Genomic DNA, 15854 nt, shown 5'->3' with positions numbered 1-15854 from the left:
CTTGATGGGGTACTCCATCACAACCGCCCTCTCTAAGCTCACGCCACAGAAAGTCGCCGTACGCCAATCGCACGCGGCGGATTGAAAAATCTGTCGTTAACTGAGCTCGAGAGGTAAGGCGATGAAGCGCAAGACGATCATCGGTGCCGTTCTGGCAATCGGCATCGTGGGGATAGGGTTTGCATTCTGGATGATGTGGAGGCCGGAAATCGCCACTGTCAGCCCGCCCGAAAATGCAGATCGCGAGACCCTGGACAGAGGCCGACGCGTCGTCGAAGCGGGCGATTGTGCGGTCTGCCACACACGACCTGGCGGCGCTTACATGGCGGGAGGATTGCCGCTGGTAACGCCCTTCGGAACACTCTTCACCACCAACATAACCCCAGACCGGGAAACCGGTATCGGCCAGTGGTCGCTGGACGCCTTTGAACGGGCCATGCGTGAAGGCATCGCGCGCGACGGCCATTTTCTCTATCCGGCATTCCCCTACGTGCATTACCGAAAGATGAGCGATGCAGATATTGCGGATGCCTATGCCTTCCTGATGAGCGTGGACCCGGTCAACTACACCGCACCGGAAAACCATATGGTCTTTCCCATGAATTTCCGTCCGCTGGTGTCTTTCTGGAATCTGCTGTTCCTGCATGGGGATCCACTGGAACCACTTCCCGGGCAAACAGCGCAATGGAACCGTGGACGCTATCTGGTCGAGGGCGCGGGACACTGTTCATCCTGCCACTCGCCCCTGAATTTGATTGGCGGGGAGAAAAGCAGCGAGCTGTTCAACGGCGGTATCGTCGACGGCTGGACGGCCCCTGCCCTGCGCGGAATGGCCTCTGCGCAACATCCCTGGAATGAAGCCCAACTGGTCGCCTACCTGACCGGCGAGGTCGCCGAAGGACACGGCGCAGCAGCGGGCCCGATGTTGCCGGTCAGCCTGAGCATCGCGCAGATGCCGGAGGAAGATGCCCATGCCATCGCGCAGTACATTCTTGACCTCAAAAAAACCTCAACGGATGCGACGTTGCCGCCCTGTACCACTGAGGCCAAGCCCAGTGCCAAGGCGCTTCTGGGCGCCTCGTTATTCGAAGGTGCCTGCGCGAGCTGCCACGGCACCGCCGCCCCGATGCGCGCCATTGAGTCGAGGCCCGCTCTGGCAAGCACTTCGGCAGTAACGGCGGACTCACCACGCAATTTAATCCAAACCATCCTGCAAGGCATCCCGATGTCCAGTGCCGCCCCCAGCCACTACATGCCGGCCTTTGCACACAACCTCGACGATAGCCATCTGGCCGCCATTGCCGAGTATCTGCGCACCGAAAGCTGCGCGACCAGACCCTGGACGGACCTGGAGAAAACTATCAAGAGCATTCGGGCTCAGGAGCAGCAACCGTGATCACACTCGACATCAACGGCAAGACTCATGTACTGGACATTGCGCAAGACATGCCGCTGCTTTATGCCTTGCGCAACCAGGTGGGGCTCAATGGTGCCAAGTACGGCTGCGGCCTGGGTCAGTGCGGCGCTTGCACGGTTTTGGTAGACGACAAACCGGTGTTTTCATGCCTGACACCGTGCGGCGCGCTGGCGGGAAAATCTGTGCGCACCGTGGAGAGCCTGGGCAGCGCCGACCAACCGGGGCCGTTGCAGAAGGCCTTTATCGACGAACAGGCGGCCCAGTGCGGTTATTGCATCGCGGGGATGATCGTACGGGCGCAGGCTTTGTTGGAGGCCAACCCTCATCCGGATGATGAAACGATCCGTCGCCACATGGCACCCAACCTGTGTCGCTGCGGCACCCATGTGCGGATCCTCGCCGCTATCAAGTCGGTCATCGCGCAGGGGGCCAAGGTATGAAATCCTCGACGCAAAACGTCAATCTGAGCCGCCGTGCGTTCGTGATCAATGGTGCGTTGGTGATGGGGTTCGCGATGCTTCCAGGCATTCCGCGCGCCTTCGCCGACACCGAAGTGGACACCTTGGGCACGCAAATCCTGGCACCTGACCTGCCGGGCAGCCTGCGGGCCACGCCCTATCTGGACGCCTGGATCCGCATTGACGCGAAAGATGGCATCACCGTCTACACCGGCAAAGTGGAGCTGGGCACCGGAGTCAAAACGGCGCTCCTGCAGATCGCCGCCGAGCGCCTGGAAGTGTCGCCCGGGCTCATCCGTTTTCTCACCGCCGACACCGCGCTGACGCCCAATGAAGGCTATACCGCCGGCAGCCATACAATCGTCGACAGCGGCACTGCGTTGTTCAATGCTGCGGCCCAGGTACGTCAGCTGTTACTCGAATCTGCGGCACGGCAATGGCAGCAGAAAGTCGACAGCCTGAGCACGCGGGACGCCGTGATCTACGATGCGCAAGGTCGCAGCATGACCTACGTGCAAGCGGTTGTCGGGGTTCAACTGCATCGCTTCGCATCGGCCAGCTCGCCCTTCAAGCCTGCCAGCAGCTTCACACTGATCGGCACATCATTGCCTCGACTGGACATTCCAGCCAAGGTCAGCGGCGGTGCGGCTTATGTGCAAGACATGCGTCTGCCCGACATGCTGCATGCCCGTGTGATACGCCCACCCCGGCGCGGCAGTCAGCTGCTGGACATCGACGAGGCGGCCCTCAAAAAACTCCCCGGTGTAGTGAAACTGGTCCGCAACGGCAGTTACCTCGCCGTGGTCGCCACCGATGAATGGCTGGCAGTCAAAGCGATGCGCGAAGGCTACGCCTCTGCCCGCTGGACAGAAGGTAATCCGCTGCCCGACTCAACACATATCCATCAACTCCTCACCGAGTTGCCAGCGCGACGCTACCCGGTGAGTGCCAAGGGCAACCTCGCGCAACCTGCGCCACGCGCCTACAAGGCACGGGTGACCAAGCAATACCTCATGCACGGCTCCATCGGGCCGTCGTGTGCAATGGCCTGGTTTCAGGACGGAACACTCACTGTCTGGACTCACACTCAAGGCGTCTATCCTCTGCGCATGGGCATCGCCGAGATGGTCGGCCTGCCGGTGGCACAGGTGCGTTGCATCCACGCCGAAGGCTCCGGTTGCTATGGCCATAACGGCGCGGATGACGCCGCAGCCGATGCCGCGCTGATCGCCATGGCCATACCCGGCAAGCCGATACGGGTGCAATGGATGCGCGAGCAGGAAAATCTTTGGGAGCCCTACAGCTCGGCAATGCTTGCCGAAGTGGAAGCAGGACTGGACGACGGCGGGCGCCTTCGGGACTGGAAATACGAACTCTGGAGCACGCCGCACAACGAACGTATCGTCAATGTCGGGCGCTTGTTACCGGCGTGGCTGTTGGCCAGGCCCTTCACCCCAGCCCCTTCGATCCCTATTGCCCAGCCCGAGGGTGACGGCGACCGTAACTCGGTTCCGTTGTACGAGATACCCAACCTGCAGGTCGATCTGAACTTCGTTCTGACCATGCCGTTCAGGACCTCGGCCATGCGTTCGCTCGGCGCCCATATCAACGTGTTCGCCATCGAGAGCACTGTCGATGAACTGGCAGCGCAGGCCGCCGTGGACCCAGTGCAATTTCGCCTCAATCACTTGAGCGATCCACGAGCACGGGCGGTGGTGGAACGTGTGGCCAGCAGCTTCGGTTGGCCGCAAAAGGCAACTGGCCCCGGCAGCGGAATCGGCTTCGCCTTCGCTCGCTATAAAAACATCATGGGTTACTGCGCCATCGCCGTGCAGCTGCATGTGCAACGGCAGACCGGGCAAGTGACGATTGATCGGGTGGTGGCCGCCGTCGATGTGGGGCAAATAGTCAGCCCCGATGGGCTGCTCAATCAGGTCCAGGGTGGCATCGTACAGTCCGCCAGCTGGACGCTCTATGAACGAATCCTCTATGACGCCAGCGGCATGCATAGCTTCGACTGGAGCGGCTATCCGATCATGCGTTTTCCCGAGTTGCCGAAACAGGTCGAGGTGCACATGATTGATCAGCCCGGCCAGCCATTCCTCGGCGCGGCGGAAATCGTCCAGGGCCCCATGGCCGCGGCGCTGGGCAACGCCATCAGTGATGCCGTCGGCAAGCGCTTGCTCGATCTGCCGTTGGCGCGACGTGGTTGGCTGGATGCTCTGGGATCATGAACGACCCCCGTGCAGAATAAAAAAGGGCGGTGAAGGATCACTTGCACCGCCCTACCCCAACTAAGGGAAACGTTACTCTACTTAAAAACATGCCGTTGGAAGAGAACGACATGTACATGCAACACCTGTTAAAGCGCTGCCTGTCAGTTACAGTGGCCAGTCACAACAGCACTGACTCACCGCATAGTTTCCGCTACAAACTATCGCCTGCGTTTAAAAATCAAAACAATGCCAACTGGTAATTTATAATCACGCGATTCTCGTCTTGTTGGCGGGCGTTCGGGATATTATTCCGCACCATTGCATTTTTCCACATGACGCCCAAGCCTTTGAAGGGGCCTGATTGCACGACATAGGCGAGCGTAATATCACGTTCCCATTCGCTGGAATTGCTAGATGCGACAGTATTGATATCATTACCTTTAACATACACAACACCTGCCGTCGCACCAGGCAGACCCAGTTTTGCGAAGTCAAAAGAGTAACGGGCTTGCCACGACTTCTCGCCAGCACGAACAAACTTCTGAACCTGCATTTCCGTGATGGTGTAGGTGGTGGGGCCGTCCCCCTGGTTTAAATAAGGGAAGTCACTTTTCCCATCACTGACCTCATAGCCTGCTCCGAAAGTGTGACCCGCAACCGCGTAGGTAAACAACCCACTGTACAAATCGTTATCGACTTTTCCTTTCAGCGTGTTACCGCCATAGTAGCCCGTCGTAAAATACGCAGGATCATGGCCGTTTGCACCATCATCCTTGCTATTAAAGTATCGAACATCACTGGTCAGCACACCTGGCCCGATTGCCCAGTTGTGAATCAGGCCGAGAAAATTCTGCTTATAAAAATCTTTGAGATTACCGTAGTAGTACTGCAAGGTTAGATCTTTAGTCAGCTTGTAATCGCCACCGGCGTAAATGAATTTATTACTGAAGCGGCCAGTGACCGCATTATTGGCGCCTGCGATGGACATATTTTCATTGTTGCTGGAGTTGCGCCCCTTCACCTCTTCAATTTGCCCGCCGATCAAGGTCAGGTCTTTGATGTCGGCCGAAGAAACCTGGGTTCCTTGCCAGGTTTGAGGCAACAAACGCCCGTCATTGCTGAAGATCACCGGCAGTTTTGGGACCAGAGTTCCAAGCTTCAGTTCGGTCTTGGATATTTTCATTTTCCCGGTCAGCCCCAAGTTGGAGAAATCGTCAACCGCATGGTCGCCGTCACTTGGAAATACCACGCCACCGTAGTTCGTGCCCGTCGGATTGCCATGTTTACCGGCGCTTGAATCCAGCCTGACGCCCAGCATGCCCAACGCATCAACACCAAAACCTACAGGCCCCGGGGTATAGCCCGAGATGAACTCGAGTTGAAAGGCTTGCCCCCACTCCGCTTGATAACTCTGGTTGGCTGCTTTCTGAGCGGGTGTTGCCGAGTCTCGGTAATCGCTATTGATATAGAAGTTACGCAGTTTAATCGCAGCCTTACTATCATCGACAAAACCAGCCGCATGGGCTTGCTGCGCCAATACACACATGGCTGCCGCAACAGCAAAAGTACACTTCATTTATTTTCACCCAAGTTTAATTTGTTATTTTTGTATGAACTATTAAGCGACTTTCCAGACGTAGGTATTCCGACAGCTTATGGTGCGCGAGAAGCACACAGCCAAACCATAGTTCGCTTATTAAAAATCAACTTCTCGCGACCAGCGTTGCAGGAGCTACACGTTCATGCAGAAACTTGTAGTTATTTAATGCAGACAGCCATCACCTGACTTAATCAGCTTTAAGTTGCGCCTTCCATGTTGCCGGCGTACCCAGCTCCGTATCGACCAACTGATTTTCGAATCGACTGCGTTCAACTACGGCGCTGGCGGAACGATCAGTAATGGAGAACCAGAAAATACCGATAAATGCGACAGCCATTGAGAACAGGGCCGGGTATTCATACGGGAACCAGGCTTGCTGATGATGGAGAATCTTGACCCAAACAGTAGGACTGAGAATGCACAGGGTAATTGCAGACACCAGCCCCAACGATCCGCCAATCACGGCACCACGCGTCGTTAAACCCTTCCAGTAAATCGACAACAACAGCACTGGAAAATTGGAACTTGCGGCGATGGAGAACGTTAAGCTCACAATAAATGCGATGTTCTGTTTCTCGAAAGCAATCGCCAGCAGAATCGACAACACACCCAGCACGATGGTTGTAACACGAGAGACGCGCATTTCTTCACGGTCGCTTGCGGTACCACGGCGCAAGGCATGTGCATAAAGATCATGAGAAACGGCAGACGAGCCTGCAAGGGTCAACCCTGCCACTACTGCCAATATTGTCGAGAACGATACCGCACACATAAACCCGAGGAAGACATTGCCGCCGACGTTATGTGCGAGGTGAATCGCAACCATATTAACGCCACCCAATATTCCACCTGACGCATCATGATAGGCGGGATTGCTGGCAACCAGGGCGATGGTGCCGAAACCGATGATGACGATCAGTGCGTACCCTATGCCGACAAGACCGGTGGCATAAAGAATACTTTGGCGCGCAGCCTTGACGTTACCGACGGTGAAGAACCGCATGAGAATATGTGGAAGACCTGCCGTACCGAAGACTAATGCCAGCCCCAGGGAAATCGCAGATACCGGGTCAGTAATCAGCCCTCCTGGACTCATGATTGCTACATGGGATGGATGCACTTGGGTAGCTTGAGTGAACAGCTGGTTCAGGCTGAATCCGAATTCGGACAAGACCATGAAAGCCATGAAGACACAGCCAGTCAGCAGTAAGACTGCCTTGATGATCTGAATCCAGGTGGTTGCCAGCATCCCGCCAAAGAAAACATAGATGACCATTAGCGTACCGACGAGAAGCACAGCGGCGGTGTAATCGAAACCGAACAGCAACTCCACCAGCTTTCCAGCGCCTACCAGCTGAGAAACCAGATAAAGCAGAACGATCACGATCGAACTGGACGCCGCAAACGCTCGTATGGGCCGTTGTTTCAGGCGATAGGACAGTACGTCCGCCAGCGTGTAGCGACCTAGATTGCGTAATGGTTCGGCAATCAGGAACAGAATGATCGGCCAGCTTGCAAGGAAACCGATTGAGTAGATCAGTCCATCAAAACCGCTGGTAAACACCAACGCGGAGATACCCAGCAAAGACGCCGCGGACATATAGTCTCCGGCGATGGCCCAACCATTTTGGAAGCCGGTAATTTTTCCGCCTGCGGCATAGTGATCGGCAACACTATTGTTTTTGCGTGCGGCCCATCGTGTGACAAACAGAGTAAAAATAACAAACGCTAGAAACATGCCGATGGCAATGGGGTTATGTTTGTGGACTGTGCTTGGAGCGTCGGCAGCGTATACCGCTACCGACGCCAGGATGGCTGAGACTGCAATAAGTAGACGCTTCATTTGTTGAAGCTCCTGATGATTGTTTTTATTTTAGGGTCGTAGCAGGTATTAGTTCGCCATACGTAGACAGCAACGAGAAGAATCGTGAAGGCGAGCATTCCAAAGCCAATTGGCACGCCCCATGTCATCGGTTGCCCTTCGATGATAGGTGTACCCAAACGGGCCGGTATAAAGGCTAGAGAAAGAATAAATCCGAAATAAACTGCCAGCATCAGGGCAGTCATACTCCACGAAAATATCCGTCGCTGTTTTACCAAAGCACGAAACTCCGGATTTTCGAGAATCGGGTTTTGAATAGCGTTATCAACCTGTTCAGCGGACAGGGCCGAGCCACCGTCTTGCGGATATGCATGTTCCATGGTTGTCTCCTGCAAAGGGCTTTTGGCTGTATTAAAACTTCACGGGCACCGCTGTCTCGCGCATTACGGCTTCCGGGGTTCGGTACAACTCAGCCATTTCGCGCTCTTCCTCGCTTTTCAGTTGCGCCTGCATATATGCACCCAAATGCCTGGCATGCTGAACAATCGACGCCCCGAAACGACAGCGTTGCTCGCTATAGTCCGCCAGTGCCTCTTCAACGGATGCATGTCGCTCAAGTGCTTCGACGATTGCCAACGCATCACCGGCGGCCTTGGTAACACCCATTCCGCAATGGGGACGCGCCACAAATGCCGCGTCGCCGAGCAAAGCGACACGCCCGAAATTCATCTTCGGTACTTCCAGGTCGTAAATTGGCTGGAATAAAGGTTGCGCGGCTTTCTTTACAACTTCGGCGAACTGCGGGGCAAGTAATGTCTCTGCAGACTGGTACATAGTGTCGAGCACATCACGGCGTATCAGCGCCGGAGGAATTCCACCTTCAAATTGTTTCCCGCTTTCGTCCCTCAACAAATCGCGCAAATCGTCGTCGTCACTGGTGCGGTACCACACGAAGTTATAACGGCGTTCGCCTACAAGAGTGCTGTTGGAGTGCCCGGCAACTGGATACCCCAGGATCTGCTCGTGTGGTGGCAAACAAAAAGCGAATTTATCGAATAGCGCTGCGTGGGCAGAGTCCGATAGAGCACTTTCATCGACTAACCCACGCCATGCGATATATCCAGCGTATTGCAGGTGTACGTCAGGTAAAAAATGCTGGCGGATTGTCGACCGAAATCCATCAGCGGCAATAATGACGTCCGCTTGATGAGTTGTGCCATCGGCCAACGTGACGCTGGCATGCGTGTCAGTGCTTTCAACCGAGATGACGCTACCACCGCAGCGGTACAGCGAGTCCGGAAATGCGGCGCGAAGAACCTGGTACATTTTCCCCCACGCGGTCAACGTCTGTGGGAGCGCGTTTTCAAGTACCACATCGCCATCCTGGGCCAACGTGACACGCGAAAGCACATTGATACCGACAGATGCATCGAGGGGAATTCCCGCAGCGGCCATCGCCTCGAACAATTCAGGGTGGGTAACGATCCCGGCGCCTCGTCCAGCGAGTTCATCCGGAACACGCTCGAAAACTTCAACATCCCAACCTTTGCGTAACAGCATATTTGCTGCAAACAGGCCACCCAGCGAACCACCCACGACAATAGCGCGGGGTTTATTCAACGTATTGATCATGGCCGCTCTCCCGCAGTGGCAGCTACATGGGAGGCGTAAGAACCAACCGCTTCAATCTCGGAGGCTGGAAAATTGAGCTCGATGGTGACACCTGACGGATCTTCGATGAAAACCTGATGCAGGCCGAGGCTCGGAACGGTGCGATCACGCCAGGCAATGCCTTCGGCCTTGAAGACGCTCCAGAATGCAACCAGGCCAGTTACCAGAAAGGCAATGTGGTCAACGGTTCCAGTGCCTGTCAGCGGGATTTCTTTATCGCCGAGGTAGTTCTTCAGACCTTCGGGGTTGGAAGGGTCAATCCCGATAATGTGGACCGTGCCAAAGTCCTCCTCATCTCCTCCCATGTACAACCAAACGCCAGGAAAATCGAACGGCGGCCGATAGCCAGGGGTAAAACCGAGCACCCTTTCATAAAATCGGCTGGACTTCTCCAGGTCGAACGACCGGATCGAGTAATGAGCGAGCTTCAGGACTTGCATGGTGCCTCCAACGTTTTTTGTATTTATTTATCACTCGATAAACAATACGTCCTGACGAAATTGAAGTAAATAGCCGATGGGGCAAATTTTTGAGGACTGGCCTGGACCACGTCATGGCGACGCAAAGGGGAAGCGGGTTTCAAGCGTTGGGAAAGGGCTTTTCAGGGCAAAATGACAAGCGTACGCCCCCTACCACCTGATCAGCTGAAGACTGAAACAGGTGATGAGTGGTCGACAAAAAAGAGAGGCAAAGCAAAAGATCAGCGGGCGGGTAAAGCAGAAAAACCAACTCAAATTGAAGCCGGTCAATTCAAGCTAGGCTTCTCGCCGAGGTCGTTATCGACTTGTTGCAATACGTGGGGACTGCCGTTAAGGAATGCATCGACCATCTGCTCGATCAGCGCATCAATGTCCTCCGTTACTGGAAGATCGTAAATCCATTTGCGCACGCCGATATAGAAAATGCTGGCATGCAAACTCCAGATCAATTCCAGCTCTTTGTCATTGATCGTTTCACCTGAGGAGGGTGCCAATCCATGAGCATGGCGAATCTCTGCGATGACAGGAATGAAGACTCGCTCACGCAATTTGGCGAGATACCGATCGTTGATACCTTCACGTGTCAGCCCGGCGAAAACGAAGATACGAATCCATTCCCGCCGCAGAATCACCCCTGCGTATGAGGTATAGAAACGAACCAGACGAGACTGAAGGGGTTCCGAGCGATCCTTGATCATCGCTTCCCACGAGGAATCCCACTGGTACACCTCGTCGTACACGCGATCTATCAGCGCCTCTTTGCTAGGGAAATATCGATAGAGTAAAGGCTGGGTAATATCAAGTTGTCGCGCCAGCTCACGGGTGCTCCCCGAGAATCCGCACGTCGCAAAATGCTCGATGGCTTTCTGCACAATCTGCTTTTCCCTGACCTCTGGCGAAAGGCGTCGAGTTGTCGATTTGACGAGGCTTGCGGAGTCCTTTGACTTGCCTGGCTCGTTCTCGTCCACATTTTTTGAGTCTTGCATAACGCCTCACTAGAGCTTCATTCAGGCATCATACAAAACAAAAGAATGTGCTGGCTATGAACCACACCTATTTGGCCAGGCGGCTTTCAATATCCGTCTTGAACAATGTGGGTCGACTTAAATAATGCCCCATGGCCAACACTTCCATCTCACCATCGATTTCCAGCGCAAATGCTGGAAAGCCACGCGCATTCAGGGCTTCCAGCATCCCGTTGCTGCGCTCAAGATGATCCTGCAATGACTCTGCGGTGACCGAATCAAAAGCCGCCATAAACGTATCTGATTCAAAGCCAAGCTCGCCGGCAATGTCGGCAATCACCCCACGGTCAGCAATGGCCCGTCCCTCCTGGTAGTACGCGACTTGCAAACGCTTGAGCATTTCAATGCCGCGTCCTGACAGCTGTTGAGCCGTCATCATGGCTGCAATGGGCGGTGAAGAGTCCAGGTAAACGTTTTCATGGTCGAGTACGCCCTGGACGTAAGCGTCTGCGAAGGTTTGTTTGCTGAACGCGGTAATCCGAGCTTCGTGAGGACGAACAAAATCGCGCCACTCACCCGACACAAACTTGCTTTTGTCTCCCGATAACATGCCTACACCATGAGCCTGAATTTCCAGGCCAGGAATCGTGGTGGCCGCCGTGATCATTGGTGCCGCTCCATAGCACCAGCCACAGAACGGATCGTAGACGTAATGCAATGTTGCGGCGCTCATTCAAGCCTCCCGGATCTGCTGTATCTACACAGCGAAAGTGGTCCATTACGTCGAAATCCAACGCTTTAAATTAAGCAACGGTAACGAGATCAGCTCACTGGCAAGCCCTCAGGCCCGAGCAACTCGCTGATGAAATCGATAAATGCATTGACGCGCCTGGAGCCGCGATGATTGGGGAGATACAGCGCAGAGATAACCGAACTCGCGTCGTTCGGATTGACAACAAAAGACTCGAACAATGACGTCAGGTGACCGCTACCAATATCATCGTTGACGAGCCAATCAGGTAAAAGAGCCACCCCTCCGCCCGCCAGCGCGACCTCGCGCAAAACCTCCGCATTGTTGCTTTTAAAGCGGCCTTCAATAGGCACTCGAGTCTTCTCACCGGACTTTAAGAAACTCCAAACCTGTTGCTTTTGGCCATAACTAAAGCGCATGCATTCGTGTTGCATGAGGTCCATAGGATGTTCGGGGAAACCATGCGCATTCAGGTACTCGGAACTGGCAACCACCCTACGGCTGAAATGACCGACAGGACGACTGACTACACCGTCCATTGCTGCTGCGGAGCCCAACCGGATCGATAGATCGACGCGCTCACCCAACAACTCAACAATGTCGTCAGAAAGCGTCATGTCCAACACGAGTTGCGGGTAACGCTTCAAAAGCGCGGCGATATGCGGCGCAATCAGACGACGTCCCAGCGCCACGGGTACAGAAATACGAAGATGCCCTGCCGGGACTTCCCCACGGTCTGTGACCGAGGCATCCGCTTCGGCTACAGCGTTCAACACCTCCCGCGCTTTCAAGTAGTAGGCGGCCCCGGCATCTGACAATGAGATTTGCCGCGTGGAACGGTTAAGCAGGACAGCGCCCAGCTCAGCCTCAAGCCCATCGATCATCCGGGTCACGGAAGACGTCGCCAGGCCCAACTGTCGAGCGGCGGAAGAAAAGCCCTTCGAATCCACAGCCTGGACGAACATTTTCAATGCGAGCAACTTGTCCATGACACTCCTCGACTCTCCCCGTTCTCATCTTGGGCATTGCGCGTTCCAGCGACCGATCGACTCAGTGAACCTGCCCGGCTCGACGAGAAACAATCGAGAAGGCGATCAGAGCGACCAGCGACAAGGCGCTTCCCACCGCTGCAATCGCCAACCAGCTGGCATGTTCATAAAGCGAACTGGCCACCGAGGAACCGATTGCACCGCCAACGAAGATACTGATCATGTACAACGCATTCAGGCGGCCTCTGTTGGCGGTGCCCAAGGCGTAGACGGCTCGTTGGCCAAGCACCATGTTCATCTGCACAGCAAAGTCCAGCGCAACACCGGTGACAGCCAAACCAATCACACCGTAAAAGGGATTAATAAAGGCTGGAAGGAAACTCACCACGCCCAGCACCATGGCCAACTGTGAGGCTCGTCGAGTGTGCCCTGCATCAGCGAGTCGACCACTGATAGGTGCAGCGACTGCACCAATGGCGCCGACCAGAGAAAACATCGCAATCTGACTTTGCGTGAGGCCGAACTCACGACTCAACACCAGCGGTACGGCGGTCCAGAACAAACTGAACGATGCAAACATCAGCCCTTGATAAAGTGCTCGCTGACGTAATACGGGTTCGCGGCAAAACAGTTGTCCAAGGGACATCAGCAGTTGACCATACGACGCACGATGGGCTGGCTGCCATTTGGGCATGGTCATGCCGATCACTATGGAGATGATGAGCATCAAGGCAGCAGCCCCGATAAACACTGCCCGCCAGCCCAAATGATCAGCAATCAGGCTCGACAGCGGCCGCGCAAGCAAAATCCCCAGCAGCAAGCCTCCCATGATCCCGCCAACCACTCGGCCGCGAGACTCTTCCGGAGCCAGATGCGCGGCCAATGGAATAAGCATTTGCACGGAGACCGAGCTGAAACCGATGAGTGCCGATACGACAAGAAATACGCTCGGCTGCCGGGCTAAACCAGCGGCGACCAGACTGAAGATCGTAATCACGATCGTCGCTATCATCAGTCGGCGGTTTTCGACCAGGTCCGCCAAGGGCACCAGGAAAAACAATCCGAGTGCATAACCAATCTGAGTCAGCGAAACAATAAGGCTCGCGTGGCCACTCGACATACCGATATCCGGGGCAATCAAGCTGATGATCGGTTGTGCGTAATAGATGTTGGCCACGATGGCACCGCAACAAAATGCAAACAGAAGCACCAGCCCTCTGGTCATTGAAGCTTTTTGTATCGTCGTTGCTGTACCACTTGTAGAAACGCCCATGCCATAGACTCCTGAAGTTCGACAGCGGTGACTTTCCAATGAAAGGTCACTCGCTTTACTGTTTGTCAGGTCAACAAAATAGGCGGCACTCCCCCTCGAGAGAATATGGGCAGGACGCAACGTCACGTTGCGTCCTGCGCAAAAGATGCGCGGCGAAGTCAACGTCCCCCTCTTGAGTCAATGGCGCGCAATTGAGCGAGATACCTCATTGCCGGCACCCACCTTTCTGCATCGCGCCTGCTCATCTCCAATATCAGCACCTGGCTTGAAGGTGACTCAGCCATCGTCCTCACCGGCCATCGACAAGCCGTTTGAGCTGAGCGTAGACTACTATTGATCGATCGATCATTAATAGTGTTTTTAACAAAAGAAGGCCTTAAATCGCTCCAGGCTCAACCGCTCCAACCTAAAAGCTTCCCTCCTTTTATGCGTCGTCGAGCCAGCCTTGGCCGAGATAAAAATGGGTGGATAAAAATAAAATCTCTTGAGTGAGGCGAAACTCATCGTGACGCTAAGTCTTCGTAGCAAAGTCATCCTTCTGACGATCATCCCTGGCCTTTTGCTGGCTGCAGTGATCAGCGGCATTACTTTTTGGGTTTTGCAAAAGCTGGCATCCGAGGAGGTTGAGCAGACGCGCGACCTCTTGATCAATGAGCGAAAAACTTCACTGAAGCACTATATGGAAATTGCCCAAGCGTCGATTCAGCCGATATACGACGCTTCCAAAAATGGGGATTCCGACGCTCGGGATCAGGCTGTGAAGATTCTGCGAACGCTGAGTTTTGCTAAACAAAACTATTTTTACGGCTATGACTCTTCGTCTGTTCGAGTGTTCTCCGCCAACCTGAACACCGATATCGGCAAGAGCTTTGTTGATAGCAAAGATGCCAACGGCGTGTATGTGATTCGAGGGCTGGTTGAAGCGGCCAAGACGGGTACACATTTTTTCCGGTACGACTGGCAAACCCCCGTCAGCCCGAAACCTACGCCCAAGCTCGGTTACACCGTTTATCTGGAGAAGTGGGACTTGATCGTGGGCACGCAAGTGAATCTGGACGATCTTGAAGTTCAGGTACAGGCCATCGCCAGTGAGCGCTATGAGCGAATCGGCCAGTACACCGCGTATATCCTTTTCCTCGCCGTTTGCGTGCTGCTCCTTGTGGCGCTGATTGGCATTTGGCTAGGAAACAGCATTGTGAAACCTTTACTGGCCATCAAGAAGAACCTGGACGACATCGCCGCTGGAGATGGCGACCTGACACACCGCCTGCCAGTTTCGAGTAACGATGAGTTGGGCGATTTGGCTCACTCGTTCAACTTGTTTGTGGAAAAAATTCATAACCTTGTGCGTCAAATCGTGGAGATGACCGGGCAACTGACGGCACTGGTCGAAGATATGTCGGCCCAGGCACAGCGCTCAGAGCAGGCCATGGATCGTCAGCGCCAAGAGACTGATCAAGTGGCGACAGCCATTCATGAAATGTCCACGGCTGCGCATCAGGTTTCCGTCAGTGCCCAAGGTGCTTCGCAAGCAGCACGAGAAACCAGCGACGTTGGTGGGCAGGCAAGAGATGTCGTCAACAAAAGCATCGAAAGCATTCATTCGTTGATTGAGGAAATAGGACAAAGTAGCTCGTCACTGGACAGCTTGAACAAGGACGTGCAGTTGATTGCCGGTGTAGTTGACGTCATTCGCTCTATTGCGGAGCAAACCAATCTATTGGCTTTGAACGCTGCCATTGAAGCAGCAAGGGCTGGCGATGCGGGTCGTGGTTTTGCAGTGGTCGCCGACGAAGTTCGAGCCCTGGCCAGCCGTACGCAAAAGAGTACCCAGGAAATCCACGGAATGATCAGCCTGCTTCAAAAAGGCACCCAAGATGCCATGATCACGATGGGCCGCTCCAGCGAAACAGGCCGAACAACAGGGGAACTGGCAAACCGGGCGGGATTGTCGCTGGATGCCATCAGCCAACTGATTTATACAATTAACGACATGAACGCTCAGATCGCCAGCGCGTCCGAAGAGCAGACCGCTGTGGCCGAGGAAGTAAACCGTAGTATGACTCACATCTCCCTGGCGGCTGATGTGGTCGCCGGGGACGCCAAAGATGGTGCACAAACCTCCAGAAGTCTCAGTGAGTTAGGTAATCGCCTAGGTCGTTTGATTAGCCAGTTTCGGATCTAGTAGTGAACCACCGCATCAAGTTATCGGA

The 15854-nt window shown here is 54.7% G+C and carries 13 protein-coding genes; 4 read left to right on the top strand and 9 right to left on the bottom strand.

The window, feature by feature from the left end; all coding sequences use genetic code 11:
- The first annotated feature begins 121 nt into the window (after window positions 1–121).
- From IB246_RS21945 to IB246_RS21935, 3 genes are read left to right on the top strand one after another with little or no spacing between them, the layout of a single operon-like run.
- Window positions 122–1396: a c-type cytochrome gene (locus IB246_RS21945; protein WP_008037506.1), complete on the top strand. Its 1275-nt coding sequence runs from the start codon at window positions 122–124 to the stop codon at window positions 1394–1396.
- A complete protein-coding gene (locus IB246_RS21940; RefSeq protein ID WP_008037507.1) occupies window positions 1393–1857 on the top strand; it encodes a (2Fe-2S)-binding protein in 465 nt (154 codons plus the stop codon). The genes IB246_RS21945 and IB246_RS21940 overlap by 4 nt, the downstream gene beginning before the upstream one ends.
- On the top strand, window positions 1854–4109 hold the full coding sequence (locus IB246_RS21935) for a xanthine dehydrogenase family protein molybdopterin-binding subunit (protein WP_008037508.1): 2256 nt from the start codon (window positions 1854–1856) through the stop codon (window positions 4107–4109). The genes IB246_RS21940 and IB246_RS21935 overlap by 4 nt, the downstream gene beginning before the upstream one ends.
- Before the next feature lie 220 nt (window positions 4110–4329).
- Here the strand turns inward: IB246_RS21935 and IB246_RS21930 are convergent, their stop codons facing one another.
- The 9 genes from IB246_RS21930 to IB246_RS21890 all read right to left on the bottom strand — a co-directional run bounded on the left by IB246_RS21930 (window position 4330) and on the right by IB246_RS21890 (window position 13641).
- A complete protein-coding gene (locus tag IB246_RS21930; RefSeq protein WP_032832366.1) occupies window positions 4330–5667 on the bottom strand; it encodes an OprD family porin in 1338 nt (445 codons plus the stop codon).
- 211 nt (window positions 5668–5878) lie between these two features.
- Window positions 5879–7534: a cation acetate symporter gene (locus tag IB246_RS21925; RefSeq protein WP_008037510.1), complete on the bottom strand. Its 1656-nt coding sequence runs from the start codon at window positions 7532–7534 to the stop codon at window positions 5879–5881.
- Window positions 7531–7893 (bottom strand): DUF485 domain-containing protein, encoded by a 363-nt coding sequence (locus tag IB246_RS21920; protein WP_008037511.1) that lies wholly within the window; start codon window positions 7891–7893, stop codon window positions 7531–7533. The genes IB246_RS21925 and IB246_RS21920 overlap by 4 nt, the downstream gene beginning before the upstream one ends.
- Window positions 7894–7924: 31 nt before the next feature.
- Entirely contained in the window at window positions 7925–9145 is a 1221-nt protein-coding gene (locus IB246_RS21915) for an FAD binding domain-containing protein (RefSeq protein ID WP_008037515.1), read from the bottom strand.
- Complete coding sequence (locus IB246_RS21910; RefSeq protein ID WP_008037517.1) at window positions 9142–9624, bottom strand: VOC family protein; 483 nt, start codon at window positions 9622–9624, stop codon at window positions 9142–9144. Before IB246_RS21910 ends, IB246_RS21915 begins: the two co-directional genes overlap by 4 nt.
- A gap of 305 nt (window positions 9625–9929) precedes the next feature.
- On the bottom strand, window positions 9930–10649 hold the full coding sequence (locus IB246_RS21905; RefSeq protein WP_008037518.1) for a TetR/AcrR family transcriptional regulator: 720 nt from the start codon (window positions 10647–10649) through the stop codon (window positions 9930–9932).
- A gap of 67 nt (window positions 10650–10716) precedes the next feature.
- Complete coding sequence (locus tag IB246_RS21900; protein WP_008037519.1) at window positions 10717–11361, bottom strand: DsbA family protein; 645 nt, start codon at window positions 11359–11361, stop codon at window positions 10717–10719.
- An 89-nt stretch (window positions 11362–11450) separates the two neighbouring features.
- Entirely contained in the window at window positions 11451–12368 is a 918-nt protein-coding gene (locus tag IB246_RS21895) for a LysR family transcriptional regulator (RefSeq protein WP_008037520.1), read from the bottom strand.
- Window positions 12369–12429: 61 nt separating this feature from the next.
- Complete coding sequence (locus IB246_RS21890; protein WP_008037521.1) at window positions 12430–13641, bottom strand: MFS transporter; 1212 nt, start codon at window positions 13639–13641, stop codon at window positions 12430–12432.
- Window positions 13642–14146: 505 nt separating this feature from the next.
- Between IB246_RS21890 and IB246_RS21885 the strand changes: the two genes are divergently transcribed.
- Window positions 14147–15826: a methyl-accepting chemotaxis protein gene (locus IB246_RS21885; RefSeq protein ID WP_008037523.1), complete on the top strand. Its 1680-nt coding sequence runs from the start codon at window positions 14147–14149 to the stop codon at window positions 15824–15826.
- Window positions 15827–15854 lie beyond the last annotated feature (28 nt).

The organism is Pseudomonas sp. PDM01, assembly GCF_014852325.1.
Taxonomy (GTDB): Bacteria; Pseudomonadota; Gammaproteobacteria; order Pseudomonadales; family Pseudomonadaceae; genus Aquipseudomonas; species Aquipseudomonas migulae.
The sequence above is the reverse complement of the archived record's forward strand: the minus strand, read 5'-3'. Positions and strand labels throughout refer to the sequence as shown.